Genomic DNA, 25,416 nt, shown 5'->3' with positions numbered 1-25,416 from the left:
AGCCTAAAGCTGCGCTTCGATCGCGGCCTTGTCGATCACCGACCAGACCTCGGCAATCTTGCCGTCGCGGAACGTATAGAAGACGTTCTCGCAGAACGTCACGCGGCGGCCGTCGATCTTCAGGCCCATGAAGTCCGCTCGCGGCGAACAGTCGAAGCGCAGACGGCTGGCGATGCGCGGCGGTTCCGCCACCAGCAACTCGATGTTGAAGCGCAGGTCGGGAATATCGCGGAAGTCCTGCTCCAGCATCCGCCGATAACCCGCCAGGCCGAACGCACGGCCGTTGTGTTGTGCGGTTTGATCGACGAAGTTGCCGAGATGGTCCCAGTCCCGTGCATTCAGACAGTCGATATATGCGCGATAGAGTGCCGAGAGTTCGTCCGGTGTCATGGTGTCGGTGTGTGCGTGAGGATCACGCCGAAGCATAAACCCATGGACGCCGCGCGCGGTCGGCGCGTTGAAACTCGGCGACGCGCGCTTCCCGCGCCACGGCCTGATCGACATCGTCCTGGCCGTTCAGCAACGCGACGCGCTGCGACTCGGGCAGGTTGAACGCAAACGGTTCGAGCCCCGGAACACGCACCTGACAGGCTTGCAGATCCACCGTCAGCAACTCGCCGCGCGCCGCGACCGGCATGATCGTGGCAATCTCTTCGGGCGCGAGCCGCACGGGCAGCACGCCGTTCTGGAAGCAGTTGTTGTAGAAGATGTCGCCGTAGCTCGACGCGATCACGCAGCGTATGCCGAACTCGTCGAGCGCCCACACGGCCATTTCGCGCGAACTGCCGCAGCCGAAATTCTTGCCGGTCACGACAATGCGCGCCTCGCGAAACGGCGGCTGGTTCAGCACGAAATCCGGGTTCTCGGTGCCGTCCGGCCGATAGCGCAGCGTCTCGAACGCCCAAGGCTGGAACTCGCCGCGCTTCAGTTGCGAGATGCGCTCGATCCGCACGATCAGGTCCGTATCGACATCATCGCGGTCGATCACCGCGGCATGTCCCGTGCACACGTCGAAGGCTTTCATGCGGCTCCCTGGATTTCGCCTGCAAGCGCCGAAGCGGCGGCGGTGGCCGGGTTGGCGAGATGGGTCATCACGCCCGGTCCCTGCCGTCCGACGAAGTTGCGATTCGACGTGGACACGCAGCGTTCGCCGCTGGCGCCGAGATCGCCGTTGGCGCCGACGCACATCGAGCAGCCCGGCTCGCGCCATTCGAAGCCCGCGTCGCGGAAAATCTGGTCGAGTCCTTCGCGTTCGGCCTGTTGGCGCACCGGCAGCGAGCCCGGCACGACCCACGCGTTCACGTGCTTCGCCACGCGCGCACCGCGCACCACTTGCGCAGCGGCGCGCAGATCGGAGATGCGGCTGTTCGCACACGAGCCGATGAACACCCGGTCGATACGCGTGCCCTCCATGCGCTGCAAGGGCTTGAGCTTCATGTAGCCAAGCGCGGCTTCCGATTGCGCGCGCCGTTGCGGGTTCGGTTCGGCGGCGGGATCGGGCACATAGCCGTCGATGCACACCACCTGCTCGGGCGTCGTGCCCCAGGTGATCTGCGCATCGATGCCTTCGATATCGACGTCCACGTCCTTGTCGAAGATCGCGTCGGCGTCGGTTGCCAGTTGACGCCAGGCGGCGACGGCGGTGTCGAATGCATCGCCCTGCGGCGCGAAGGGACGGCCGCGCAGATAGTCGAAGGTGACGTCGTCGGGCGCGATCATGCCGAGACGCGCGCCCATTTCAATCGCGAGATTGCAGAGCGTCATGCGCGCTTCCATGTCGAAGCCGCGCACTGCGTCGCCGGCGAATTCGAGCGCGTGACCCACCGCGCCCGCCACGCCCAGCTTGCCGATCACATGCAGGATGACGTCCTTGGCCGTCGCGCGCCGCGCGGGCCTGCCGCGCAGCGTGACGCGCATGCGTGCGGGCTTGCGCTGGCGCAAGGTCTGGCTCGCCAGCACCTGCACCTGTTCCGACAAGCCGATGCCCCAGCCCATCGCACCAAATGCGCCATGCGTGCAGGTATGGCTGTCGCCGCAGACGAGCGTGGTGCCGGGCAACGTCAAGCCTTGTTCCGGCGCAATGACGTGGACGATGCCCTGGCGCGCGTCGTCCAGATCGAAGCGCTCGATCTTCAGACGCTGTGTCTGCTCGCGGAACGCCTCGACCATTTCGGTGGCCCACGGCTGGTCGCCGGCACGGCGTCCCGGCGCGCTCGATATCACGTGATCCGGCGTCGCGAAGGTCAGCTTCGCGTCGCGCACGCCGAGCCCGCGCCGCTCCAGTACGCGGATCGCTTCGACGGCGGTCAGTTCATGCAGCAGATGGCGATCGATATGCAGGACTGTGGTGCCGTCGCTCAATTCCTCGACGACGTGCGCGTTCCAGACCTTGTCGAACATCGTTTGCGCGCTCATTCTTCGCCATCCTGATGAGTTGTTATGTGGGATGTCATGGTTGTCTCCTCCTCCTTCAGACTGCGATCTCAGCTCAGCGGCGCACCCAGGCCCGCGAGCGCGGGCAGTTGCAGGATCAGGTCGGCGGAATGCCAGAGATGGCGCTTCATGGCCTGATAGGCCATGTCCGCATTGCCCGCGAGGATGCCCTCGGCGATGTCCTCATGTTCCGCGAGCGCGTTCTTCATCATCTGCGCGCTGCCGATCTGCTGGCGCAACTGGATCATGAAAACCGGCAGCTGATATTTGTCGATCAGTTCGCCCAGTTGCGGATTGCCGCACATGTGCACGATTTCCTGATGGAACGCCCGGTTGTCGACGATGAAACGCTGGAAGTCCGGCCGGTCGTTGTGCACGCGGCCCTGCTCCAGCACCGCGACCAGGCGCGCGCGGTTGTCGCCGACATCGATGTTCTGCGCCGCCACGCGGGCCGCATAGCCTTCCAGCGCCTCGCGAATCTGATAGACGTGCGCTACTTCCGCCGCCGACAGACTGCGCACCACCGCGCCGCGATTCGGCACGACATCGATCAGACCGTCCGCTTCCAGCCGGCGGAACGCTTCACGCAGCGAACCACGGCTGATGCCGAGCTGCTCGACGATGTCGCGTGAAATCAGCCGCTGGCCCGGCACGAGCCGGCCTTCGAGGATGCGGCTTTTCAGTTCGGCCGCGATGCGCTCGACGGTTTCGCCCGAGCGGCCGGCACTTTCGATGTCGGCTTCGGCAGCGGCGGGAAGGGGGATATGAGGGAAGTCCATGAGCGGATTGTCCAACAGTTTCCGTTGACGCGCCATACGTTTTAACATTTAATTCAAACAAAAGTGTTCGACACTTTGATCCACAACACTACAAATTCGGAGACAACATGAAGGGTTTGATGCGCTTGGGCGCGGTGGCGCTGGCGGTATCGGGGTGGATGTGCGCGGCGGGCGCGTATGCGGCGGACGTGGTGCGTATCGGCGGGACGAGCAATTACGGGCCGGTGCTGCCCGTGATGGCCGCCCAGGAGCTCAAGCTGTTCGACAAGGTCGGCGTGCAGACGCAGTTCACCGGCTTTCCCGGCGGCGCGGCCTGCATGGAGGCGCTGGCCGCCAACGAAGTGGATATCGTCAATTTCTTTCCGCCGGGCCTCGCGCTGGCGAAGAAGCGCGGCGTGAAGGCGACCATCGTCGGTGCGGATTCGCTGACGCCGCGCGGCTGGGACGTGATCGTCAAGAAGGATTCGCCGCTCAAGACCGTCAAGGATCTCGCGGGCAAGAAGGTGGGCATCTCGGCCACCGGCTCGACGACCGACTTCTTCGGACTGTGGGCGGCCAACGAAGCGGGCGCGCCGGTGAACCGCATTCCGGTGGGCGGTCCGGGCATGGTGCCGAACCTGCTGTCGGGCAACGTGGATGCGATCGTCGCGTATCCGCCGCTCAGCTACAAGGTGTTGCAGGCGGGCACGGGCCGCAGTCTGGTCGATTTCGGCAAGGCCATGCCGGCCAACGTGCCCGACGTGTGGATGGCCTCCGACGACATCCTCGCGAAGAATCCCGACGGCGTGAAGAAGACGCTGATCGCGCTGTACAGCGCGGTGGTCTACATGCAGGCGCACCCCGAGTGGACGATTGCGTTCATCCAGAAGCAGACCGGCCTGCCGCCGGAAATCGCCAAGCTGGAATACGACAACACCATCAAGGGCCTCTCGCCTGACGGTTCGATCAAGGCCGAATGGGTCGAGGAATCGCTCAAGCTCGCGAAGCTCGCCGGCATGAACGACACGCCGCCCGCGAAGGACCTGTTCACCACGCGCTTCGTGCCGGTGAAGACGGTGACGCCATGAGCCCCTGGGCACGACGTCTCACGCAGGCGGCGATCATCGCGGGCTTCGTGCTCGCGTGGCATTTGACGGTGGCGGGCCGCTTCGTCGATCCGATGCTGCTTCCCGGACCCGCCGAAGTCTTCGCGCGCATGATCCATCTGCTCGGCGATGCGCAATCGCTGCATCACCTCGGCGTGACGCTCGGCGAGGTGATGCTGGCGGTGGTGCTGGTCACGCCGGTGGGCATCGCGCTGGGCCTGTTCCTCGGCGAGAACGCGTACTGGGGCGCGGCCTTCCGGCCGCTGTTCTACTTCATGTCGAGCGTGCCGAAGTCGGTGTTCCTGCCGGTCTTCATTCTCGCGCTCGGCATGGGCTTCTCGCAGAAGGTGGCGTTCGGCATGTTCCAGGCGATCTTCGTGCTGGTGGTCGCGGCCATCGCGGCGGCGCAGAGCGTGCCGGTGGACTACGTGCGCACGGCCCGTTCGTTCGGCGCGACGCGTGCGCAGATCTATCGCCATGTGTATCTGCCCGCGATGCTCCCGGTGATTCTCGAAGGCCTGCGCCTCGGCATGATCTTCAACATCACCGGCGTGCTGTTCGCGGAGATGTACGTGTCGCGCGCCGGGCTGGGCTACCTGATCGCCAACTGGGGCATGAACTTCGACATCGTCAGCCTGCTGGCGGGCATCGTCCTCGCGAGCCTCGTGTCGATCATGGTGAACGAAGCACTGCGCTGGTACGAGCATCGGGTCGGCGCCTGGCGCGGCTGACGCGCGGCTCAGGAAATCCGCACAACCCCACGACCACACACAATTCGCATGAGCACACCGAACGCACTCTCTCGCAACGAGACCGCCGCGCTGCACATCGACGGCGTGTCGCAAACCTATCAATCGAAGAGCGGGCCGGTCCACGCGCTCGACGACGTATCGTTCAGCATTGACAACGGCAAGTTCATCGGCCTGGTCGGTCCCAGCGGCTGCGGCAAGTCCTCGCTGCTGATGATGATGGCCGGCCTGCTCGCGCCGAGCGCGGGCTGCATCCGCGTGGGCGAGCGGCGCATCACGCAGCCGGAGCCGGAGGAAATCGGCGTCGTGTTCCAGGAGTCGAGCCTGCTGCCGTGGAAGACCGCGCTGGAGAACGTGGAGTTTCCGCTGGAACTGCGCGGCATCGACGTGGCGACGCGCCGGCCGCTCGCGCGCGAGATGCTGGCGCGCGTCGGGCTGAAGGACTTCCTCGACCGCCGTCCGCACGAACTGTCCGGGGGCATGAAGCAGCGCGTGGCGATTGCGCGCGGCTTCTGTCAGAACCCGCGCGTGCTGCTGATGGACGAACCGTTCGCCGCCCTCGATGAACAGACGCGTCTCTCGCTCGGCGACGAACTGCTGTCCATCTGGGAGCAGCATCGCAAGACCGTGGTATTCGTCACGCACAGCCTCACGGAAGCGGTCTATCTGTGCGATGAAGTCGTGGTCATGGCGGCGCGTCCGGGGCGCGTCATCAAGCGCATCCAGATCGACCTGCCGCGTCCGCGCACCTTCAAGACGATGGCGACCGCGCGTTTCGGCGAACTGCGCGACGAGATCTGGGAACTCATCCGTACCGTGGAGCACGCATGATCTCGCAGCCCCTGGTCCGCACGAAGCACGCGCCCGCCGCCGCAGAAGCAGCAGCCGAACGCGCGCCGCGCCGTCCCGCGTTGAGTGCAGCGGCGCTGCGGCTCGTCTGCATCGTGTTGCTGCTCGCCTTCTGGGAACTGGCGCCGCGTCTCGGCTGGGTGCCCGAAGTGATGCTCGCGCCACTGTCGTCGACCCTCGTGGCCGGTTTCGACAACGGGCCGATGTTCGCAATGAACCTCGCGTCCACGGTGGCCGAGATGGCGGCCGCGCTGGCCATCGTGTTCGTGGTGGGCGGCGCGTGCGGGCTCTTGCTCGGCAGCGTGGCCGCGCTGCGCGACACGCTGTTGCCGCTGGCGTCGTCGTTGTATGCGGTGCCGCTCGTGATCCTCTATCCGCTGCTGACGGCGTGGATCGGCATCGGCATGGAATCGAAGATCGTGTTCGGCGCGGTCTACGGCTTCTTTCCGATGCTGCTCGCCACCGCCGCCGGCGTGCGCACGGTGGACCGGCAACTGCTCGTGGCGGCGCGCAGCATGGGCGCGCGCCGCATGCAGCTGGTGCGGCACGTGATGCTGCCCGCCGCGGTGCCTTCGGTGCTGTCGGGCATGCGTCTCGGCAGCGCGATGACGGCCATCGGCGTGGTGGTCGCGGAGATGATGGCCGCGACCTCGGGCATCGGCTTCGTCATCACGCAGAACCGCACGCTCTTCAATACCCCCAACGTCTATTTCGGCGTGCTGCTCGTGCTGGTGCTCGCTGTGGCCCTCGATCAGCTCGTCAATTTCCTGCAACGGATCGCGTCGCGGCGCTATCCCCAACCTGAAAACAAGTCATGAAATCTGCATCGCATGCCAGCGTGTTGCGCGAACGTCTGCAACGGAAGGACATCGTCGTGGTGCCGGGCGGCGGCTCGCCGCTGGAAATCCGCATGATCGCGCGCGCGGGTTTCGAAGCCGCGTATCTCAGCGGCTATGCCACGGCGGCTTCGCGCTACGGCGTGCCGGACATCGGGCTGGTTGCGTACGGCGAGATCGAGAACGCCGTGCTCGCCACGACGCGCGTCGCCGACGTGCCGCTGATCGTCGATTGCGACACCGGCTACGGCGACGTCACCAACATGATCCGCACCGTGCAGGGCATGGAGCGCCTGGGCGTGGCCGCGATCCAGATCGAGGATCAGGCCTGGCCGAAGCGCTGCGGCCACATGGACGCGAAGATCGTCGAGTCGCGCGAGGTGGCGTTGCGCAAGCTGCGCGCCGCGCTCGAAGCACGCAACGATCCCGGCACCGTGATCATCGCGCGCACCGATGCACGCGGTCCGCACGGGCTGGACGAAGCGCTCGAACGCTGCCGCATGTTCCGCGATGCGGGCGCGGATGTCGTGTTCGTCGACGGACCGCAGTCGCTCGAGGAACTCGAGATCATCGGACGCGAACTGGCGGGCGGGCCGCTGGTCGCGAACATGTCGGAATCAGGGCTGACGCCGCTGCTTTCCGCGGCGGAACTGCAGGAGCTTGGCTTTGCCATCGCGCTGTTCCCGAGCAGCACGGTGCGCCTGACCGTGCGCATCGTCGAGGACTTTCTTGCCGATCTCAAGCATAGCGGCGACTCGCGCGCATGGGTCGATCGCATGGCGAGCCTCGCGCAGACCAACAGCGCGCTCGGCATCGAGACGATGCGCGAGTTCGAGGCCCACATTCTCGCGGACGTGAAGAAGCGTCTCGCGTAACGCACGTAGCGAACGATACTGGAGACCCCACGCATGACATCGAACTACTATCCGTATCCGCCGGGCGGCGCCACCGCCACTGACCGCATCCTGAAGGGCGCCATCGACCTGCATCATCACGGCTTCCCGGAGATCAGCTTCGAGGCGAAGACGCGTCTGGAAGACATCGACGAGATGTCGATCGCACGCAATGCCGGCATGCTCGGCATCGTGCTGAAGTCGCACATGTTCCCGACCGTGGGCCGCGCGTATCACCTGAGCAACCTGGTGCCGGGCATCGAGATCTTCCCGAGCATCACGCTGAATTACGCGGTGGGCGGGCTCAATCCGCTGGCGATCGAAAGCGCGGCGAAGCAGGGCGCCAAGGTCGTGTTCATGCCGACCTGGAGCGCCGAGCATGACATCGAGCGCGGCGGCATGAGCCGGCATCTGCGGCATTTCCTCGACCGCGCGGAAGGCACGTTGCGGCCGGGCAAGGGCATCCGCCTGACGGGTTCCAACGGCAAGCTGCTGCAGGAAACCCGCGAGTGTCTCGACTGCGCGCGCCAGTACGGCATGACCATCTGCACGGGACACGTTTCGCCGACGGAGTCGATCGCGCTCGCTTTGGAAGCGAAGGACTACGGCATCAACGAAGTGATCTTCTCGCATCCGGACAGCAACTCGGTGGGCGCGAACCGCCAGGAAATCCGCGACATGTGCGCGCTCGGCGCAGTGTGCGAGTTCTGCGCGCTCGGCTGCCTGCCGCCGCTGATGCGCATGAAGCCGAAGGACTTCGCCGATGTGGTGGGCGATATCGGCGAGGACAAGGTCATCCTGACGACGGACTACTTCTTCGAATGGTCGCCGCCGGGTCCGGAGACCATGCGCATGCTGATCGGCACGTTCCTCGCACTGGGCATGTCCGAGACGGCGGTGCGCAAGATGGTGCGCGAGAATCCGGCGCGCATGCTCGGCATGGATGCGGACCGGCTCGCGAAGCTCGACGCCGAACAGGACGCGTACCGTGCGGCACAGCTTGCGATTTGAGCGAACCTGGACCGATAAAAGGAGACGAGCTTCATGATTCAGCAGGTTGCAAGCCGCGCGGGCTGGAAAGGACCGGACCTCGCGCAGACCGAGGCGTGGTTTCATCGTTTGTCGGACGACGCCATCGCCGATTTCGAAACGGCGATGCGCACGGCGGTGGCATCGGGCAAGGATCTGTTCGATCTGGGCGTGGAAGACTTTCCGCTCGGCGCCGCCGGGCGCGCCGCGCTCGCTGTCGTGCATGACGAGACCCAGCAGGGACTCGGTGTGATGGTATTGCGCGGCTTTCCGGTGGCGCGTCATGAGCCGGCGCATCTGCGCCTGCTGTTCTGGGGGCTCGGCCTGCACATGGGCGTGCCGCGTCCGCAGGGCAAGCAGAGCCAGTTCATGTCCGACGTCACCGATGCCGGCGGCACCTACCGCAGCACCACGGGCCGCGGCTACAACACGAACTCGAAGCTCGACTTCCATGCGGACAATGCGGACATCGTCGGGCTCATGTGCGTGAATGCGGCAAAGCGCGGCGGCGAGAGCCTGATCGCGAGTTCGGTGCATGCCCATAACGTGATGCTTCAGCAACGTCCCGATCTCGTCGCGGTGCTGTACGAGCCGTTCATCTTCAGCCGGCAGGGCGAGCAGGCGCCGGAGGAAGGGCTGTGGTACGAGTCGCCGGTGTTCTCGGTGACGGAAGGGCACTTTGCGTGCCGTCATGTGCGCAACCATATCAAGGGCGCGCAGGACGGCTTTCCCGACTTGCCGCGCCTGACGCAGGCACAAATCGAGGCGCTCGATCTCTTCGACGAAATCCTCGCGCGCGAGGACGTGCGCTTCTCGATGCATCTCGAGCCGGGCGACATGCAGTTCCTCAACAACCATACGCAACTGCATTCGCGCACCAGCTACGAAGACTGGCCGGAACCGGGGCGGCGCCGTCTGCTGTATCGTCTATGGCTGGCGATCCCGGATGCGCAGCCGCTCGCTCAGGGCCTTCTGCCGACCTACAAGGACGTGGCGAGCAAGGCGGTGCGCGGCGGTTTTCGCGGCGTGAACATCACGGAGGCGACGCGCGCGTTCGAGGCGCGCATCGCCGCGCATCACGAGATGGCGATGCGCATTTACGACTAGCGCGGGTGCGTGGTTGAGTGGCCTGATCTCGCGCGATGCATTGCAACGCAACGGAGGAGACTCATGAACGATATCGCGACGAGTGCGCGCATCAAGGTCTTCTGGCAGCCGGGCTGCTCGTCGTGCCTGCGCACGAAGGAGTTCCTGACCCAGCAGGGCGTCGAGTTCGAATCGCGCGACGTGCATAACGATCCCGAGGCGCAGGCCGAGTTGTTCGCGCTGGGCGTGCGCAGCGTGCCGGTGGTGTCCATCGGCGCGCGCTATACGTTCGCGCAGTCGCTCAAGGACGTGGTGAAGTTTCTCGACCTGCGCACGACGCTCGCGGAGCCCTTGCCGCCGCGCATGCTGGTGCAACGGCTCGACACGGTGATGAGCGCCGTGTCGCGTTACGTGGTCCAGTTCGCGCCTGAGCATTTGCACGAACCGTTTCGCGACCGGCGTCGCACGCCCGCGCAGTTGTGCTATCACGTGTATCGCATCGCTGAAATGGGCATGGAAGCGTCGCAGGGCATGTTGCTGCGCTTCGAGAGTTTCGACGAGATACCGCCCGAGACCTGGACGGCCGACGACATCCGCCGCTGGGGCGACGACGTGCATCGCCGCTTCGATGCATGGTGGGCCGCTGAAGCGGACCCCGGGGTGAACTACACGGTGCAGACCTACTACGGCACGCGACCCTTCCACGAAGTGCTGGAACGCACGGCATGGCACGCCACGCAGCACACGCGGCAGATCATGCTGATGCTGGAGACGCAGGGCGTGACGCCGGATGGGCCGTTGAGCGCGGGGGATCTCGAAGGGTTGCCGCTGCCGGAGGAAGTGTGGGGGTGAGGGCGTGCTGCCTGAGTAGTGGCATGCAGAGCATCACTGCTTTGGTTGAAATCTTCCGGCATTGTCTTGAGAAAGATTCGGAATCGGAAGGAGAATCAAGACTCTGCGCAAAAGCGTGATTTTGTGCTGCTGGTTAGGAGTTGTCCGCGGATCTTCGCATAATGAATGTCACCACTTTAGGCGGAGATCGATCCCATGACCGTCGTGACGAGTTACCCCGGTGTCTACGTGCAGGAAAACGCTTCATTTGCTGCAACGGTCAACACGCTCTCGACGGCGGTGCCGTTGATATGCATGAGCGCCTATTTCTCGAAGGCGCCAATTCGCTTTAATAACTGGCTTGACGTGACCTTGTACCAGTCCGACAACGTCGACCTGAATAATGCAAAGTTCGCGGGTCTGAGGGCCTATTTCGAATCAGGCGGCGGGCCTTGTTATGCGGTGAACTACTATGATTTGGTCACCGCAGCCAAGGCGCTTGAGTCGGTCGTTACGCTGGTGGTTGCGAATGGCGAAAAGATGGAGGACATGCGATTCCACCTCGACCACCTGCCGGTTTCGCTTTTCAAGATTCTGGATGGACCCAAGGACGAAATAACGGGCGCCAATGCGACCGACGGCTATCCATCGAATCCTTGCGGGGCGGTTTACTATCCTTTCCTCAAGACGAACTGGAGTACAGCGGACATCCCTCCCAGCGCCGTCATGGCCGGCCTCTACTGCAGGAACGATCGCCAGCGAGGGGTCTGGAAGGCGCCGGCCAACATGCCCTTGCCTGCTGGCTATACACCGCTTTACACAGTGACGGACGACCTCCAGGCGCAGTACACCAGCGGCCGCGCGATCAACATGATCCGCTCGTTCAACGATAACGCTCCGGTAGTCTGGGGCGCTCGTACGTTGGAGGACAGCGACAACTGGCGCTACATCCCGGTACGCCGTCTGTTCAACAGCGTCGAACGCGATGTCGACAACGCCATGAAGGAAATGGTCTTCGAACCGAACACGCCGTTGACGTGGGAGAAGGTGCGATCCGCCATCAACAGCTATCTGCATCAGTTGTGGAAGCAGGGCGCGCTGGCCGGCCAATCCGACGACGAAGCGTACTTCGTGCAGATCGGCAAGGACATCACCATGTCGGCCGACGACATCGCTCAAGGCAAGATGATCGTCAAGATCGGTCTGGCGGCGACGCGGCCTGCCGAGTTCATCGTCCTGCAATTCACGCAGACCGTGGAAGCCGCTTGAACGCCTCATGAAGCGGCGCCTTCCGGACGGACCCACGCCTTAACCATTCCTTCAATCGACACGCAGTTTTATTCAATCTCGACGTCGTCTCCCGCTGGCAGAATTTCAGTGCGTTACAAACACACATGAAAAGAACGTGATCCATACCTGAAGGCGATTGCTGTCGCGCCGGCGAGGTCAAGCACGGATCCCGTCAAGGAGACAGCGTCGATCATGAATTACCCGACCGCAGCGTGGGCCTGCGCAGCATGCATGAGCATCGCTCCCACATGGGCGAATGCCGAAGTCCCGACTTCGGGCGCACCGCTGCCCTTGGGCGGAAGCTCCGTCACCATCTATGGCCTGATCGATCAGGGCGTGGAGTTCGTCAACAACGTGGCGAAAGGCAAGAACGCCACCACCAACAGCTGGCGCACCGGCGACGGCACCGCGACCTCCTACTTCGGCATTCGCGGGGTCGAGGATCTCGGTGGCGGCATTCGCGCCATCTTCGACCTGCAAGGCGGTTTTCAGCCGACCAACGGCGCCTCGCGGCAGGGCGGCCGCCTGTTCGGGCGTCAATCGTATGTGGGCATCGACGGGAAATACGGGCGGCTCACCTTCGGCCGCCAGTACACGATGCGTTTCTATGGCGTGTCGTTCATCAACCCGTTCGGTACGGGTGCGCAAGGCATCACGACGCTGGACAACGGCATTGCCAACGCGCGGGCCGACAACTCGGTGAGCTATCGCTACTTCCTCGGCGACTTCGAAGGCGGCGTGAACTACAGCTTTGGCCGCGACGCCGTGGCGGGCAACAGTTCGGTCGCCACGAATTGTCCCGGGCAGACCACGCCGTCGAACCAGTGCCGGGAATGGTCGGCGCTGCTCAAGTACGACGCGCACACGTGGGGCGTGGCCACCTCCTACGAGCGTAACTACGGCGGCACGGCGGCGACGTGGGGCGGTCTCACCTCGCCCGACAAGGCCGATGCCCGCATCACGCTGGGCGGCTACGTCAAGTTCCACGGCACCAAGCTGGGCGTCGGCTGGATACGGCGCCTCGATGACGGCATCGCGACGCCCCGAAGCAATCTGTTCTGGGTGTCGGGCACCGTGCCGGTGAATCCGTTCTTTCATATCGACGGCATGGTGGCCCAGCTCAGATACGATCAGTCGCCCAACAAGGCGCTCGTCGAAGTGCTGCGCGGCGAGTACCTGTTGTCCAAGCGGACCCTGGTCTATTTGACCGGCGAGCACATCAACAACTCGGGCACCCTCGCACTCGCGGCGACCACCTTGTCGCCCACGGCCAGTCCGCCGGCCGGCGGCGGCCAGATCTCGATCATCGCGGGTATCCGGCATACCTTCTGAAGCCTCGCGATGCTGTCACGAAGCTGTTCATGAACGTTCGATCGAATGACGCCGCGCTGACTTCCCGATGCGGTTGACCGCTCCGGCATTTACCCTGTCCCGGCGCGCTGCTAAGCTTTTCCCACGAGTCGAGTACACCGTGGGCGCAGCGCGCCGCAACACAGGGGTTTGCCATGAAATCGCTCATCAGGGCCGTCATTGCGCTGGCCGTTGCCGCTCCGGCCATCACCTTCGCGCAGGCAAATTCACAGCCGCTCACCCGCGCGCAAGTGCGCGCCGACCTGGTCCAGGCCGAGAAAGCCGGCTATAGCCCGACTGCCTGGGCCTATTTCCCCGAAGGCGAGATGCAGGCCGCGGAATTCCACAAGGCGGCGCATCAGGCTGCCGTCGGCGGGTATGGAGCCGACTGGAACGGTGTGTCGCAGGCGGGTGCCATCGCCCGTTGAGCGAGCGAGCAGCATCAGGCGCGCTTCTTTCTTGCCGGCGTTTTCACAGGAAGCGCGCCGTCGCCATGGGGTTCGGTGGCCGCCGGGGGTTCGAACTTGCCGCTGGACGCCATCTCATCCAGCGAGAGGCTAGGGATCAGGCTCTCGTCGTGCCGGTAGATGTCGGCGAGCTCGGACTCGGAGAACGCGATCAACTTGTTCTTCGCCCATGCATCGCCGGAACCCGCCGCCCACGCCGACGCCCACAGTGAAGCGAGCAGTTTGACGCTGTCGGCGAGCGACGCGATCGTGGCTTTCCGGATCGGATCGTTCGCCCACAGGCGCTTTTGCCGCTGCGGCACATTGAGCGCCGGGTCATCGGCATCGATGATGCGTTGCGGGCTCAGGCGCTGGTGGACCGCGTACATCAGATCCAGTGTTGCGCTTGCGGCGTCATGACCGGTGGCCGCCACGCCTGCATCGGCCTCGCTGCCGGCAATGGCCTTGTTGACCCCTTCCAGCATCGCCACCGGGTCCACTTCGAGCATGCCTTCCTCGTAGATGCTGTGAATCTTTGCGGCAGCGCTGCCGGAGAAGGTCTTGAATGCGGCAGCGCTGCGCGGGACGGGATATTGCCGGCCATCATGTTCGACGAGCGGCGGTGTGCCGTGATGCAGCCACGAGCAGTGAAGCGGCTGGGACGCATCGCCCACGTAGTGCGCCAGTATCCCGGCGGCGGCGACGAAGCGCAGCACGTCGCCGTCTTCGAGATAGGCCACCATCGCCTCCCAGATCTGCCACACGCGAAAGGGCAGCGCACCTTCTTCCGGCCCCGTGCCTGCCTTGGCGAAGCCGTCGAAATACGCCTTCCACTGCGTCGCGGAACAATTGCGCTTGTCCTGATGACAACGGTCCAGCATGCTCTTGCCGCCGTCGATATCGACGATGTCGATGTCCGCGAAATGCTGTATCGGCTCGTTTGGACGAGCATGCACCCAGACGTAGTCGGGGACATCGGCGAGCGGCACGAAGGCATTGCTGCCCATCTTGAATGCCTTGCCTTGTCCCAATGTCGCGTCATCGAAGCCGATCCGCGCCTGGTTCGCCAGCATGAGTGTCGAGAGCTTGCCTTGCAGCAGTTCGCAGGCCTTCCAGCCGATGGCGAAGTGACCGAGCTTGCCCCAGTATTCGTCGTGACCGGTGCTCCATTCGTGCTCGAGCTCCAGGTCCAGCGCGCGCAAGACGGTGGACAGGAAGCTGCCCAGCGCGAAGGCGCTGGCCTTGCCGTCGGGGAGCCGGAAGCGTTGCCCGCCCCATTGGACCGCGACCGGGCGCAGCCGCCGTGCGAGGGCGCCGCGTTCCGGCGCCTGCTCATGCACGAGCTGATCGGGATGAGTTTCGCGAGGTGTCCCGGGCGGATCGTAGAACCACAACGTTCCCGAGTCTCCAGGCCGGGTGAAGGGAGGTTCCTGAGGGCGCGTCCGCGTTCCGGTTTGCTTGCGGGCACCAATCAGCACATCCGTCGAATACTCGATGCTTCCCGTTCCGCGCGGCTGGAAGAACAGCGCCTTGATCTCGCCCTCCATCACGCCGGACGTGCCGCCGAACGCGCGCAACGGCGCGCCGATCAGGTCGAGCGTCAATGACGCCGCCGTCGCCTGATAGCTCTCGCCCACTTCGCCGATGCCGAAGACCTGCGAGGTCCAGTTCGAGACATCGCTGATGCGAACCAGGCCGACATCGAAATTGAGCATGCCCTTCAGGACCGGGAACTCCGGGAAGGCTTCGGAAAAGGCGAGTTTGCTGAGGCCGAGGTTCACGGCGTCGCCGACTTCCCGGGTGGAATCGCCGACGTAAGCGCTCACGGGCTGTCCCGGCTCGCCGCCGACATGCCGGCTCGTCAAGGCGTAGAACGATCAGTCCTTGTTCACGATGCATCCGAACGTGCCCATCCGTTCGATGCCTTGATCGGTTCGCAGGCAGGCATAACCGCCGCCGACCATCGGGCTCACCTGGGACGGGCCGGGGGAGGGCGGTCCGGCCCTCTTCATCGGCGGGAGCGAGGACGACGCATGTCGGGACGACGCGTCCGTCGCTCAGATACAGCGCGCGAGGAACGACATTGCCGCCCAGGCGCTCGGACTCGACCCACTCGCGCACGAAGACAAGCACGCAAGGCCACGACCACGCGCGCACGACGCCGATGCTTTCGCGACATCGGCGGGGCGGGGCTCTTCCGGCGAATGGACGGCGTACCAGTCGTCTTCATGAATGAGATACCGGCCGATCGCCGTGGCCACGACGTTGTCGAGATTCGACAACTGCACGTGCTGGGCTTCCCGGGCTTCCAGGAGATCGAGTACGGAGAGCGACGAGAAATCGCGCCGCGGCGGAAAGGTCCGCGGGGCGCCTTGCAACGGGGGCTGGGCCGGCTTGCCATTCATGGTCGACTCCACAGGTCAATGACGCCGGGGCTCGGAACAAGGGATGGCGCCGTATCGAGCGAGGTGTGCAGTGAGCATGGTGCGTCGGTGTTGCGTCAACAATGTGACGTTTAAATGGCGCGGCATCCGTGTCTTGCAGGGTCTGACGGCCGGTCGTGCGGATTTTTCGTGCAGACGAGGGATTCTGGTTCGTTGCAAAACAAAACTGTTCTATGAGATTTGGCTAACTAATTGATTTAATGGGTTTTGGTCCGCAAACGCGGTGCGTCCCGATGCAAATACTTCTGTACTGGCTGTGTGTATGAGGAAATCGGGATCTGCAAACAGAATCTGGCCTGTCGACCGAGTCATGCCCGGTCGCATCTTGGCACCAATGTAGCTCGGTCTGCGGGCAGCAGAGTGGATTACGCCGTATCAGATGCGAATGCCTAGGGAGAACTGTAATCGCTCGCAAGCTGGGGCATGAACACTGCCAGCAACCGAAACGGGCGTCGGCCTCCTTGTAGTTGGACGGGAGAGTCGGTATGAACTTTACATGCGTGTCGGACGAGAGTCGGCCACAATCCGACATTCGACTGCCGCAGGTGAACGGCTGTTTTCCGGCGTGCAAAAGACACCAGACATCTCTCGGCGACAGCGGCGACACTCCCAACAGGTAACAGCGCGCTATAGACCTGACAGCCTCATCATCGCCTCGGGATATCGGGCGCCCTGAACCTCGATTTCAGACGCGACAGATTGAATTTCGTCCAGATCCGCCGCACTCAGCTTTATCTTGAACGCGCCGAGATTCTCGTCGAGGCGCTCGACCTTGCGCGTGCCGAACAGTGGCACGATCCAAGGCTTCTGCGCCAGGAGCCATGCAAGGGCGATCTGTGCCGGTGTCGCCTCGTGCCGCTGCGAGACACTGCTTAGCAATCCAATCAGAACTGCGTTGGCCTTTCGGGCCTCAGGTACAAATCGCGGAATCTTGCTGCGAAAGTCGTCACTGCCAAGATGCGTTGCCTCCGTGATCTTTCCTGTGAGAAACCCCTTACCCAAGGGACTGAACGGTACCAGGCCTATGCCAAGCTCTTCGAGCACGGGAATAATCTCGGCTTCCGGCTCCCGGGTCCACAGCGAATACTCGCTCTGAAGTGCTGCAACGGGCTGCTCCGCGTGGGCACGCCGGATCGACGTCACGCCCGCTTCGGACAAGCCGAAATATCGCACCTTCCCCTGGCGGATAAGATCCTTGACCGTGCCCGCGACCTCTTCCATCGGGACTGCAGGGTCCACCCGGTGCTGATAGAGAAGATCGATGTAATCCACATTGAGCCGTTTCAGGCTGCCATCGACTGCAGCCCGGATGTGTGCAGGCCTACTGTTGACGCCACCGTGATGAACGCCGGTATCAACATCGACATCCCAGCCAAACTTGGTTGCAATCTTCACCCTGTCCCTTAGCGGTGCAATTGCTTCTCCGACCATCTCCTCGTTGGTGAAGGGCCCGTAGACCTCCGCGGTATCGAAAAAGTCGACACCGCGTTCGATTGCTGTCCGGATGACCGCAATCATTTCAGTGCGGTCCGGGATGTCTCTGGCGACGCCATAGCCCATACAGCCCAGTGACAGCGCCGACACTTCCAGGCCTTGGCCCAGCTTGCGTTTTTCCATCTCTTCTCTCCTTCAACCCAACTGGCGTGGGTTTCTCAGCGCAGAACTTCTTATCGCATGATGAAGCCGCCGTCGATGGAAATGGACTGACCTGTCACATAGCTCGATGCTTCGCTACACAACCACAAAACGGCATCGGCGATTTCCTCCGGACGTCCGTGACGGCCCATCGGAATGGTGGCTGTCATGGCTTCGAGTGCCGCCCCCTGGCCACCCGCGACCATCTGGTCCGCCATGGGAGTCCAGATCAACCCGGGGCAGATGGCATTGACCCGGATACCCTGCGCCGCATATTCGAGCGCCGCGCTCTTTGTGAGCCCAAGCACGCCATGTTTCGCCGCGTGGTAGGCGCCTCGCTCCGCACCGCCGACAAGACCGCCGAGCGACGAGCAGTTTACGATTGCACCATTCCCCTGTTTTCGCATCTGCTGCAACTCGAACTTCATGGAGCTCCATACGCCGCGCAGATTGATCGACATCACGCGGTCGTAATCGTCGCGCGGAGAGTCGGCCGTTTCAGCGAGAATGTTCTGTACCCCGGCGTTGTTATAAGCGACATCGAGCCGACCGAACGTCGACACGGTCTGCGCGACCATGGCTTCCACCTGGACGTCGTCGGATACATCGCACTGCACGGCGAGGGCCCTTGCCCCTAGCTCCTTCAATGCATCGACGGCAGACTGCACTGCGTCGCGGTTCCGGTCTGCCAGCACGACCGCGGCTCCCGACAAGGCGAACGCCTTTGCGGTCGCGAGACCGAGCCCGGAGCCCGCACCCGTGACGAGTGCAACCTTGTTTTCAAAAGTGATGTTCAAGATGTTTTCCTCCGACCTCTACGGATACGGGGCTTCAACAATGATGTGAGTCGCTGCCGACCCTGACTCGCACCTGCACGTGTTGGGCATTCGCCGCGTTCGCGACGATTCACGCGCGGACGGGTCAACCGACGCGGCGGCCTTCAACCGGATAGTTGGGATCCGTATAACCTGGTGTCGATGCATGGCCGGGAGGAACCAGACTGTCGACAAACTTCTCGTCGTCCGGTCCCAGTTGCAGCGTCAAAGCGTCCATGTAGCTATCCCAGTGCGCTTCCGTGCGCGGCCCGGCGATTGCCGAGCTGACCAGCTGGTTCCGGAGCACCCATGCGATCGCGAACGCAATCGCATGGGTGCCGCGCGCGGCGGCGTGCGCCGCGACGTTTTGCGCGATGGCGAGCGACTCAGGACGCCACTCGGTCTGCTGGATGCGTTTGTCGCCACGCGCAACGCGCGAATCGGCCGGGGGCGCGCCATCGGGCGAGTATTTGCCGGTCAGTACGCCTCGCGCGAGCGGGCTGTAGGGCACGACGCCGATGCCGTAATGGCCGGCTGCAGGCATCAGTTCTAGCTCGGCGGTACGGTCGACCAGGTTGTAGACCGGCTCGATCGCCACGGGTCGATCGATGCCCATCTGATCGGCCAGGCGCACGATTTCCGCGACACGCCACGCACGGAAGTTGGAGAGACCGAAGTAACGCACCTTGCCCTGGCGGATCAGATCGCCGATGGCACGAACCCCTTCTTCGAGCGGGGCCTCGACCAGGGAGCGATGAAAATAGAGAACATCGATGTAGTCGGTGCCCAGGCGCTTCAGGCTGGCGTCGACCGTCTGGCAGATCCATTTGCGCGACTGCCCCTGCTCGTTCGGGCGAGCGTTCGCCGAAGCCGGATACCCGAACTTGGTCGCCACGACCCAGTCGTTGCGCCGCTCCGCGATTGCGCGCCCAACAATTTCCTCGGATCGACCCACGTGATAGACGTCTGCAGTGTCCAGAAAATTGATTCCCTGATCGTATGCCTTGTCGATGATCCGGCGCGAGCCTGCTTCATCCGTTTCGCCGCCGAACATCATCGTGCCCAGACACAGGGGCGAAACTTTCAGGGCGCTTCGCCCTAGGTGTCGGTAGTGCATGCTCATCATCTCCATACAGGCAGTGCCTGCGGTTAGCGTTGCGTGCACATCGTGAAGGGACGTGCTCACTGGCGCGTTTCGCGCCGTCCGTATGAAAATGATAGGGCAGGGGTTTCTAGCGATAAAGCATGTAAAACGGCAAAACCTCATGAAGTGAATTCATGAATAAATTTCGTTACCCGTGGTCAGGATCACCCTTGCGATAGCGGATCGCGTCGATCACGACGGTCATCGCGCGCGAGAACTCGCGGCGGGTTGCATAGCACGCATGCAGGCCCGGGAACGTGGGACACCAGTCATCCAGCACTTTGACGAGGCGCCCCGCTTCAACGTGCGGCTGGGCAAGGTCCGCGGGAACATAGGCGAGGCCATAGCCCGACAACGCCGCAGCCAGCATCTGGTAGGTGCCGCTGAAAGCGAGTTGGCCGTCGACGCGAACCTGCACCTCGCGACGGCCTTTCTTCAACTCCCACGAGTAGAAGCTACCTAAAGTCGGTAAGCGAAGATTGATGCAGTTGTGTGCGGTGAGGTCTTGGGGCTTTTTGGGCGACGCGCGCGTCTTCAGGTATTGCGGCGTGCCGACAATCGCCATGCGCATGGCCGGCGCGAGGCGAACGGCGATCATGTCCCTGGCGACCTGATCGCCGTGTCGAACCCCGATGTCGAAGCGGTCTGCCACGATATCCGAGAGCCCATAGTCGGTGATGATTTCCACCTTGAGGTCCGGATAGTCATGCAGGACCGGTGCCAGCCTGGGCCACAGGATCGTCTCTGTCGCGTGGTCGGTTGCGGTAATGCGAATCGTGCCCGCAGGTTTGTCGCGGAACTCCGACACGGCCGCCAGTTCTGAATCGATCTCTTCGAAACGCGGTGCGACGGTCCGGATGAGCCGCTCGCCAGCCTCAGTTGGCGCCACGCTGCGCGTCGTGCGGGTCAGTAGCCGCATACCGAGCCGCGCTTCGAGCGCCCGGATGGTATGACTCAGGGCGGATTGGGATACACCGAGCTGCGCGGCGGCACGCGTGAAGCTGCGCTCGCGCGCGACGGCGATAAGTGCAAGTAGGTCGTTGTAGCTTTCGCGTCGCATTGATGAACTCACTTCATAGGTGTTTGCCGATTCTAGCCTCTAGTCGCAGACAGCGGGTCGCGATAGATTTCTGCCAAAGCGCGATGCGCTGATCGAATGACTTCAATGCGGGCCAGGCTACCGGAGATCCAGTCAATGAGGATATGTGCGATGGCAATACTGTCCCTGGCGCTCGGCACTGCTGCCTGCTCGCAACTCGAAAGGAAACCTGATATGTCCAGTCGGGATACCTCGACCTCCACCCCCGCCTTCGCCGCGATGAGCAAAGTGTCGCCTGCGCTCGAGCAATACACGAACGAAGTGCTGCTGGGCGATCTGTGGAAGCGTCCGCAACTGTCTGCACGAGACCGAAGCGTCGTGACGCTCTCCGTGCTGACTGTCCGAAATCAGAGCACCGAGTTGCCGTTCTATCTCGATCTCGCGCTCGACAGCGGACTCAAACCCAGTGAAATCTCGGAGATCATCACTCACCTCGCGTTTTATTCCGGTTGGGCCAACGCCACCGCTGCTGCGAGAGTGACGAGTACCGTATTCGAGAGACGGGGAATCACTGCGGCACAGTTGCCAAGCTCGACCGTCGAGCTTCTTCCTCTCGACAAAGCCGCAGAGGCGCAGCGAGAAAGCACGGTGCAACAGAACTTCGGGATGGTGTCGCCTGGGGTCGTTCAATTCACCCGCGACACGCTGTTCAATGACTTGTGGTTAAGACCCGGTCTGGCACCACGGGATCGCAGTCTTGTCACCGTCAGCGCGCTGGTTGCATCGGGACAGGTCGCGCAACTCACCTATCACCTGAACCGCGCGATGGACAATGGCTTGACCGCGGAACAGGCATCCGAAGTGATGACTCAACTGGCCTTCTATGCCGGTTGGCCCAATGTCTTTACAGCGCTGCCCGTTGTAAAGGACGTCCTTGCGCACCGCCCGGGTTGATGTCCCGCCACGGCGTGCCGCACCGATCGCCCGATATGCCGAGGTAATCGAATGACATCATGGTCCACGGATGAGCTTGCGGCGATCGCGGCGAGCGACGATCTTCACGTGTCGCCATTGCGCGACGATAGTGTCACGCATGGCACGCCGACATGGATCTGGTCGGTCGTCGTCGACGGCGATCTCTACGTGGGCGCCTACAACGGCCTGGTATCCCGTTGGTATCAGGCCGCCCTGCCGCAGCGGGGCGGAAGAATTCGCGTTGCCGGCATGACGCGAGACGTGAGCTTCGAGTCAGCAGCGAATGCGCTCAATGACAGGGTCGACGACGCATACGGGATCAAATACCGCAACAGCTGGTATCTCAACTCCAGGACAAGCCGGCAGGCGCCTTATGCAACGGTCAAGATCTCTCCGTGCGGCGCGACCGCGGAGAACGCAGCGAACGTGACAACCGGTATGACACAAGGTAAGCCAGATGACTGAGAAATTGAACGGCGCTACACGGCTGTTTCCGATCATCGGCGATCCGATCAGCTTCGTTAAATCGCCGCAGAAGCTGACTCGTGGCTTCGTCGCGCGAGGCCACAATGCGCTTTGCCTGCCCATGCAGGTTGCCAACGACGACCTAGACGTGGTCATGCGTGCATTGACGTTGACCGCAAACGTCGACGGACTGCTTGTCACGATGCCACATAAGCAGTCGGCGTTTGCTTATTGCGCCAGCGTTTCCGATACTGCACGGTTGCTGGGTGCGGTCAGCGTCATGCGACGGAACGCGGACGGAACGTGGCACGGCGACATGCTCGACGGGCTCGCGTTCGTAAAGGCCCAGACCGATCACGGTGCACACGTGAGTGACGGCCGGGCATTGCTGATCGGCGCTGGAGCGGCTGGGAGCGCGATCGCCATCGCTTTGCTGGAGGCAGGCATCAGTGAACTCATCATTCACGACGCTGACGAAGCTCGTTCGGCCTGGCTCGCCGGAAAACTTGGAGAGCCCGACCGGCGCCGCGTGCGCGTTGGTCCAGCCAATCCGACAGGATGCACCCTCGTGTTCAACGCAACCCCCATGGGGCTGCACGGAGATGATCCGCTTCCCCTGCGGCGCGATCTACTCGATGCGTCAATGTTCGTTGGCGACGTGATTGCCGGGCATGGAGTCACGCCGCTTCTGGCGGCGGCGCGAGCGGCGGGTTGCAAGACGGCGAACGGCGTTCAGATGGTCGAAGCCGTGCAGGAAATGATGCTTGTATTTCTGTTGGGTGAATAAATCCGACGCCGGTGGTTTGATCGCCCACCGGGAAAAGCGCGCTTCGGCGTTGCCAGTTACTGCGAAGAGCATTTAGCGAACCCGCTCCGACATCGTGCCCTGTCTGAGTGTCCGGTCGCGGGATAGTTTCTGACGTTCATTGCTCGCCGGCAACTGGCCGAAGCGGGTCTCGTGCTGCCGGTCACAGGTTCACGAAGTTGATGTTGCGTCAGGCAGAGGCAGGCGTCGAACAATCCTCAACAAGGCCTGAGATTTGGCAACGATCTTTTCGGTGCATCGGCACAGACGCGCGATCCAACCAAGCCGCTTATGACGTGTTGCTTCGATGAAGCAATCATATAGCGCTGACTATCGGGCATCACCCTTACGGATGGCAAGCAGGTCATTGCGGAGGTCGGCCTCGCTGTTCGTCTTGATTTGTCTGTCCAGCATCTATCTGAATTGCTCATCATCCGAATATACCTGGCGATCTGCAAAGCAGATGACAATTGTATTGATAGTTGCCACCTGTTCGTGCGATGCGACATAAGTGCCATCCTGAGCGTCGAAATGCCCGGCAATGGCCATGGTCCTTGAAAGCGGAAAGGCCAGGGACGATTTCGGAGATGCGAACCCCAGCATGCTGCCGACAGTAGGACGTTCCTGCCAGACGATGCTCACGGGACGATCAGATGTCACGAAGCCGCCGCCGTTCTCCGGTGCGATCCACAATCTCCATTGGCGATCCCGCAGGTACGGGAAAATCTCGCGATACATCGGCAGTTCCTGTTCGATGTGATGCATCGTCGCGAGTTCGACCGAGTATTGACCGTCGTCGACGTGGGCTTTTATGATTTCAAACGGAAAATCGCAACGCGCCCCTCTAGCTTTGCGTAGTCCTGTTCAAGCGCGTCTATCGGCAGGCCGTCGCGATCTACGCGCTTGACATCGCGCTGTACTGCAACGTTTTCAGGTTACGAATGCGGTCTTTGATTCGAGGTCTATGGCGAGCAGCTTCGAATTCTTGCTCGAATTGCGGGCGAATGCCTTTCATTAGCATTGCGGGATGAAATTGTGATCCTGAGCGGTCATGCGCGTAATGCTCCGAGGTCTGGCGGAATAAGGTCAGGAGCGTGGAATCAATGTGCGGGATAGAGTAGGAAGGAGAACGCTATACGCGAAGTCGAACCAGTCTCAAGTCGCCGAACGATAACGCACCATCTCGCGAGCTAAAACGTCCCTAAGAACCCCGGAGAAGGGCTCACCTGAATTTCATATCGACGGCGAATGCGATCGCTATGCGCGGCTTCCCGCCTCAGCTATCAACCATTCCTTGAAAGTAACGATCGGCGGAGCGCTTTCACTGCGTTTTTTGTGCACCAGGTAGTACGCAAGCTCGCAGCTCTGCGCGACATCGAACGGCTTCACGAGCTTCCCCTCTTTCAGGTCATGCTCGACGAGGGTCGTCCGTCCCGGCGCAACGCCGTTGCCCGAAATGGCCGTCTGGTAGGCGGCTGCAGAGTCGTTTATCCGGATGCCGCGATTGCAATCGACAACATTCCGGCAACCGGCTTTCTGGAGCCATGAGCGCCATGTTGGAAACACGCCCGACGACCGCATCGACGCATCCTGAATCAGGAGATGGTGCTGTAAGTCGGCTGGCGTCTTCAATTTCTGTTTGCCGCGTAACAGAGCGGGACTGCACACCGGAAAAAACTTGTCTCTCAACAGGAACGTGGAGGTAAGTCCGGACCATGTGCCGGCGCCGTAGCGAATGCCGACATCGACCCGGTCAGATGTAAAGTCGACGAGTCGATTGCTTGTATCGATGCGCAGGTCGTAATACGGATGCCGTTGCTGAAAGCAGTCCACGCGTCGCAACAGGCACTTGTCGGCGAAGGCGGCGGGAACCGTGACCGTGAAAGCCTGCACGCTGCCATGGTCTCGGAAGAAGCCACGTCGGCAGCATCAGAATGCGCTGCGAGCCGACCGGAAGCAAGGCCGGGTGCGCTTGGACGCAGATACAAATATTTGGCGCCGAGCGGGTGTTGCAAACATGGACGTGCGAGAGCAGGGGAAAACTATCCGTAAAAACAGAGAGTTAGGGCGCTGAAAACAGCTTTGTTTGCAAAGAGATGGCAAAGAGATGGATCCAGTACAGGTTTATTTGCGAAATTCCGCCAAGACAGGTTTCTTTGCACCAGTTCAGGTTTCGTCTACAAACAACCAATTCCACGCCCGTCCTTGCGTCCTGCTTCACCCGCCATCTGTTTTGTTTATCGCGATACGCGGAAAGCGGCTCGTGAAAAACTGCCGCAAAGGCCCGCCGCAGCGCCGTTCCGGGCGCATCAGCAAGCTTCCATAAAAGCTATCTTCTGGTTAACGCGTAGTCCCAGAAAAGACGCAATCTCCGCTACCCTTCGAATTCAGTTTTCCCTGAAGCAAGCCCGCCCGGCGACGCATTTCGAAGGAGTAGC

26 protein-coding genes are annotated in these 25,416 nt (G+C 62.5%); 14 read left to right on the top strand and 12 right to left on the bottom strand.

All coding sequences use genetic code 11. The annotated features are described in order from the left end of the window. Positions 1-3: 3 nt before the first annotated feature. The 4 genes from QCE64_RS26715 to QCE64_RS26700 form a co-directional block, all read right to left on the bottom strand. On the bottom strand, positions 4-390 hold the full coding sequence (locus tag QCE64_RS26715; protein ID WP_310007133.1) for an ester cyclase: 387 nt from the start codon (positions 388-390) through the stop codon (positions 4-6). A gap of 22 nt (positions 391-412) precedes the next feature. Further along, positions 413-1,024, bottom strand: a complete 612-nt coding sequence (gene leuD / locus QCE64_RS26710) for a 3-isopropylmalate dehydratase small subunit (RefSeq protein WP_310007131.1) — start codon at positions 1,022-1,024, stop codon at positions 413-415. Next, a complete protein-coding gene (leuC, locus tag QCE64_RS26705) occupies positions 1,021-2,415 on the bottom strand; it encodes a 3-isopropylmalate dehydratase large subunit (protein WP_310007129.1) in 1,395 nt (464 codons plus the stop codon). Before leuC ends, leuD begins: the two co-directional genes overlap by 4 nt. 68 nt (positions 2,416-2,483) lie before the next feature. Beyond that, entirely contained in the window at positions 2,484-3,212 is a 729-nt protein-coding gene (locus tag QCE64_RS26700) for a GntR family transcriptional regulator (protein ID WP_309924969.1), read from the bottom strand. A 107-nt stretch (positions 3,213-3,319) separates the two neighbouring features. Between QCE64_RS26700 and QCE64_RS26695 the strand changes: the two genes are divergently transcribed. From QCE64_RS26695 to QCE64_RS26645, 11 genes are all read left to right on the top strand, one after another. After that, complete coding sequence (locus QCE64_RS26695; protein ID WP_309924968.1) at positions 3,320-4,279, top strand: ABC transporter substrate-binding protein; 960 nt, start codon at positions 3,320-3,322, stop codon at positions 4,277-4,279. After that, positions 4,276-5,028, top strand: a complete 753-nt coding sequence (locus tag QCE64_RS26690; RefSeq protein ID WP_309924967.1) for an ABC transporter permease — start codon at positions 4,276-4,278, stop codon at positions 5,026-5,028. Before QCE64_RS26695 ends, QCE64_RS26690 begins: the two co-directional genes overlap by 4 nt. 48 nt (positions 5,029-5,076) lie before the next feature. Then, positions 5,077-5,877, top strand: coding sequence for an ABC transporter ATP-binding protein (locus QCE64_RS26685; protein ID WP_309817681.1), 801 nt, complete (start codon positions 5,077-5,079; stop codon positions 5,875-5,877). Continuing rightward, positions 5,874-6,713, top strand: a complete 840-nt coding sequence (locus QCE64_RS26680) for an ABC transporter permease (protein WP_309924966.1) — start codon at positions 5,874-5,876, stop codon at positions 6,711-6,713. The genes QCE64_RS26685 and QCE64_RS26680 overlap by 4 nt, the downstream gene beginning before the upstream one ends. Then, on the top strand, positions 6,710-7,606 hold the full coding sequence (locus tag QCE64_RS26675; RefSeq protein WP_309924964.1) for an isocitrate lyase/phosphoenolpyruvate mutase family protein: 897 nt from the start codon (positions 6,710-6,712) through the stop codon (positions 7,604-7,606). The genes QCE64_RS26680 and QCE64_RS26675 overlap by 4 nt, the downstream gene beginning before the upstream one ends. 33 nt (positions 7,607-7,639) lie before the next feature. Further along, positions 7,640-8,635, top strand: a complete 996-nt coding sequence (locus QCE64_RS26670; RefSeq protein ID WP_310007126.1) for a DUF6282 family protein — start codon at positions 7,640-7,642, stop codon at positions 8,633-8,635. Between the two features lie 33 nt (positions 8,636-8,668). After that, complete coding sequence (locus QCE64_RS26665) at positions 8,669-9,760, top strand: TauD/TfdA family dioxygenase (protein ID WP_310007124.1); 1,092 nt, start codon at positions 8,669-8,671, stop codon at positions 9,758-9,760. Positions 9,761-9,823: 63 nt separating this feature from the next. Continuing rightward, positions 9,824-10,591, top strand: a complete 768-nt coding sequence (locus tag QCE64_RS26660; protein WP_309933947.1) for a glutaredoxin domain-containing protein — start codon at positions 9,824-9,826, stop codon at positions 10,589-10,591. A gap of 195 nt (positions 10,592-10,786) precedes the next feature. Beyond that, positions 10,787-11,839: a phage tail sheath C-terminal domain-containing protein gene (locus QCE64_RS26655; RefSeq protein ID WP_309924958.1), complete on the top strand. Its 1,053-nt coding sequence runs from the start codon at positions 10,787-10,789 to the stop codon at positions 11,837-11,839. A 213-nt stretch (positions 11,840-12,052) separates the two neighbouring features. Next, complete coding sequence (locus QCE64_RS26650; protein ID WP_309924956.1) at positions 12,053-13,192, top strand: porin; 1,140 nt, start codon at positions 12,053-12,055, stop codon at positions 13,190-13,192. Positions 13,193-13,365: 173 nt separating this feature from the next. Next, positions 13,366-13,638, top strand: a complete 273-nt coding sequence (locus QCE64_RS26645) for a DUF4148 domain-containing protein (RefSeq protein ID WP_309924955.1) — start codon at positions 13,366-13,368, stop codon at positions 13,636-13,638. Positions 13,639-13,652: 14 nt separating this feature from the next. On the opposite strand, the gene QCE64_RS26640 is transcribed toward QCE64_RS26645, so the two are convergent. The 6 genes from QCE64_RS26640 to QCE64_RS26615 form a co-directional block, all read right to left on the bottom strand. Beyond that, entirely contained in the window at positions 13,653-15,482 is a 1,830-nt protein-coding gene (locus QCE64_RS26640; protein WP_310007121.1) for a hypothetical protein, read from the bottom strand. 231 nt (positions 15,483-15,713) lie between these two features. Continuing rightward, on the bottom strand, positions 15,714-16,061 hold the full coding sequence (locus tag QCE64_RS26635) for a hypothetical protein (RefSeq protein ID WP_310007119.1): 348 nt from the start codon (positions 16,059-16,061) through the stop codon (positions 15,714-15,716). Between the two features lie 666 nt (positions 16,062-16,727). Beyond that, the gene (locus tag QCE64_RS26630) at positions 16,728-17,717 is read right to left on the bottom strand and encodes an aldo/keto reductase (RefSeq protein WP_310007117.1); all 990 of its coding nucleotides are present in this window, start codon (positions 17,715-17,717) and stop codon (positions 16,728-16,730) included. A gap of 50 nt (positions 17,718-17,767) precedes the next feature. Next, positions 17,768-18,532 (bottom strand): glucose 1-dehydrogenase, encoded by a 765-nt coding sequence (locus tag QCE64_RS26625; protein ID WP_309924951.1) that lies wholly within the window; start codon positions 18,530-18,532, stop codon positions 17,768-17,770. Between the two features lie 124 nt (positions 18,533-18,656). Beyond that, on the bottom strand, positions 18,657-19,667 hold the full coding sequence (locus QCE64_RS26620) for an aldo/keto reductase (protein ID WP_310007115.1): 1,011 nt from the start codon (positions 19,665-19,667) through the stop codon (positions 18,657-18,659). 175 nt (positions 19,668-19,842) lie between these two features. Continuing rightward, positions 19,843-20,754 (bottom strand): LysR family transcriptional regulator, encoded by a 912-nt coding sequence (locus QCE64_RS26615; RefSeq protein WP_310007113.1) that lies wholly within the window; start codon positions 20,752-20,754, stop codon positions 19,843-19,845. A 150-nt stretch (positions 20,755-20,904) separates the two neighbouring features. Between QCE64_RS26615 and QCE64_RS26610 the strand changes: the two genes are divergently transcribed. From QCE64_RS26610 to QCE64_RS26600, 3 genes are read left to right on the top strand one after another with little or no spacing between them, the layout of a single operon-like run. Beyond that, positions 20,905-21,687: a carboxymuconolactone decarboxylase family protein gene (locus tag QCE64_RS26610; protein WP_404987442.1), complete on the top strand. Its 783-nt coding sequence runs from the start codon at positions 20,905-20,907 to the stop codon at positions 21,685-21,687. A 51-nt stretch (positions 21,688-21,738) separates the two neighbouring features. After that, positions 21,739-22,173, top strand: a complete 435-nt coding sequence (locus tag QCE64_RS26605; protein WP_310007111.1) for a DUF2255 family protein — start codon at positions 21,739-21,741, stop codon at positions 22,171-22,173. Beyond that, on the top strand, positions 22,166-22,960 hold the full coding sequence (locus QCE64_RS26600) for a shikimate dehydrogenase (RefSeq protein WP_310007109.1): 795 nt from the start codon (positions 22,166-22,168) through the stop codon (positions 22,958-22,960). Before QCE64_RS26605 ends, QCE64_RS26600 begins: the two co-directional genes overlap by 8 nt. A 432-nt stretch (positions 22,961-23,392) precedes the next feature. Here the strand turns inward: QCE64_RS26600 and QCE64_RS26595 are convergent, their stop codons facing one another. After that, entirely contained in the window at positions 23,393-23,743 is a 351-nt protein-coding gene (locus tag QCE64_RS26595; protein ID WP_310007106.1) for a DUF4238 domain-containing protein, read from the bottom strand. A 492-nt stretch (positions 23,744-24,235) separates the two neighbouring features. Next, positions 24,236-24,871, bottom strand: coding sequence for a LysR substrate-binding domain-containing protein (locus QCE64_RS26590; RefSeq protein ID WP_310007104.1), 636 nt, complete (start codon positions 24,869-24,871; stop codon positions 24,236-24,238). Positions 24,872-25,416: the final 545 nt, after the last annotated feature.

The organism is Caballeronia sp. LZ043 (assembly GCF_031451075.1).
Classification (GTDB): domain Bacteria; phylum Pseudomonadota; class Gammaproteobacteria; order Burkholderiales; family Burkholderiaceae; genus Caballeronia.
The sequence above is the reverse complement of the archived record's forward strand: the minus strand, read 5'-3'. Positions and strand labels throughout refer to the sequence as shown.

Coding starts and splice junctions, on each gene's coding strand:
- QCE64_RS26650 (WP_309924956.1), top strand. CDS start 12,053: ATGAATTACCCGACCGCAGCGTGGGCCTGCGCAGCATGCATGAGCATC.
- QCE64_RS26715 (WP_310007133.1), bottom strand. CDS start 390: ATGACACCGGACGAACTCTCGGCACTCTATCGCGCATATATCGACTGT.
- QCE64_RS26630 (WP_310007117.1), bottom strand. CDS start 17,717: ATGGAAAAACGCAAGCTGGGCCAAGGCCTGGAAGTGTCGGCGCTGTCA.
- QCE64_RS26660 (WP_309933947.1), top strand. CDS start 9,824: ATGAACGATATCGCGACGAGTGCGCGCATCAAGGTCTTCTGGCAGCCG.
- QCE64_RS26620 (WP_310007115.1), bottom strand. CDS start 19,667: ATGCACTACCGACACCTAGGGCGAAGCGCCCTGAAAGTTTCGCCCCTG.
- QCE64_RS26655 (WP_309924958.1), top strand. CDS start 10,787: ATGACCGTCGTGACGAGTTACCCCGGTGTCTACGTGCAGGAAAACGCT.
- QCE64_RS26695 (WP_309924968.1), top strand. CDS start 3,320: ATGAAGGGTTTGATGCGCTTGGGCGCGGTGGCGCTGGCGGTATCGGGG.
- QCE64_RS26610 (WP_404987442.1), top strand. CDS start 20,905: ATGGCAATACTGTCCCTGGCGCTCGGCACTGCTGCCTGCTCGCAACTC.
- leuD (WP_310007131.1), bottom strand. CDS start 1,024: ATGAAAGCCTTCGACGTGTGCACGGGACATGCCGCGGTGATCGACCGC.
- QCE64_RS26615 (WP_310007113.1), bottom strand. CDS start 20,754: ATGCGACGCGAAAGCTACAACGACCTACTTGCACTTATCGCCGTCGCG.
- QCE64_RS26595 (WP_310007106.1), bottom strand. CDS start 23,743: ATGCATCACATCGAACAGGAACTGCCGATGTATCGCGAGATTTTCCCG.
- QCE64_RS26675 (WP_309924964.1), top strand. CDS start 6,710: ATGAAATCTGCATCGCATGCCAGCGTGTTGCGCGAACGTCTGCAACGG.
- QCE64_RS26645 (WP_309924955.1), top strand. CDS start 13,366: ATGAAATCGCTCATCAGGGCCGTCATTGCGCTGGCCGTTGCCGCTCCG.
- QCE64_RS26665 (WP_310007124.1), top strand. CDS start 8,669: ATGATTCAGCAGGTTGCAAGCCGCGCGGGCTGGAAAGGACCGGACCTC.
- QCE64_RS26605 (WP_310007111.1), top strand. CDS start 21,739: ATGACATCATGGTCCACGGATGAGCTTGCGGCGATCGCGGCGAGCGAC.
- QCE64_RS26670 (WP_310007126.1), top strand. CDS start 7,640: ATGACATCGAACTACTATCCGTATCCGCCGGGCGGCGCCACCGCCACT.
- leuC (WP_310007129.1), bottom strand. CDS start 2,415: ATGAGCGCGCAAACGATGTTCGACAAGGTCTGGAACGCGCACGTCGTC.
- QCE64_RS26635 (WP_310007119.1), bottom strand. CDS start 16,061: ATGAATGGCAAGCCGGCCCAGCCCCCGTTGCAAGGCGCCCCGCGGACC.
- QCE64_RS26690 (WP_309924967.1), top strand. CDS start 4,276: ATGAGCCCCTGGGCACGACGTCTCACGCAGGCGGCGATCATCGCGGGC.
- QCE64_RS26600 (WP_310007109.1), top strand. CDS start 22,166: ATGACTGAGAAATTGAACGGCGCTACACGGCTGTTTCCGATCATCGGC.
- QCE64_RS26680 (WP_309924966.1), top strand. CDS start 5,874: ATGATCTCGCAGCCCCTGGTCCGCACGAAGCACGCGCCCGCCGCCGCA.
- QCE64_RS26685 (WP_309817681.1), top strand. CDS start 5,077: ATGAGCACACCGAACGCACTCTCTCGCAACGAGACCGCCGCGCTGCAC.
- QCE64_RS26700 (WP_309924969.1), bottom strand. CDS start 3,212: ATGGACTTCCCTCATATCCCCCTTCCCGCCGCTGCCGAAGCCGACATC.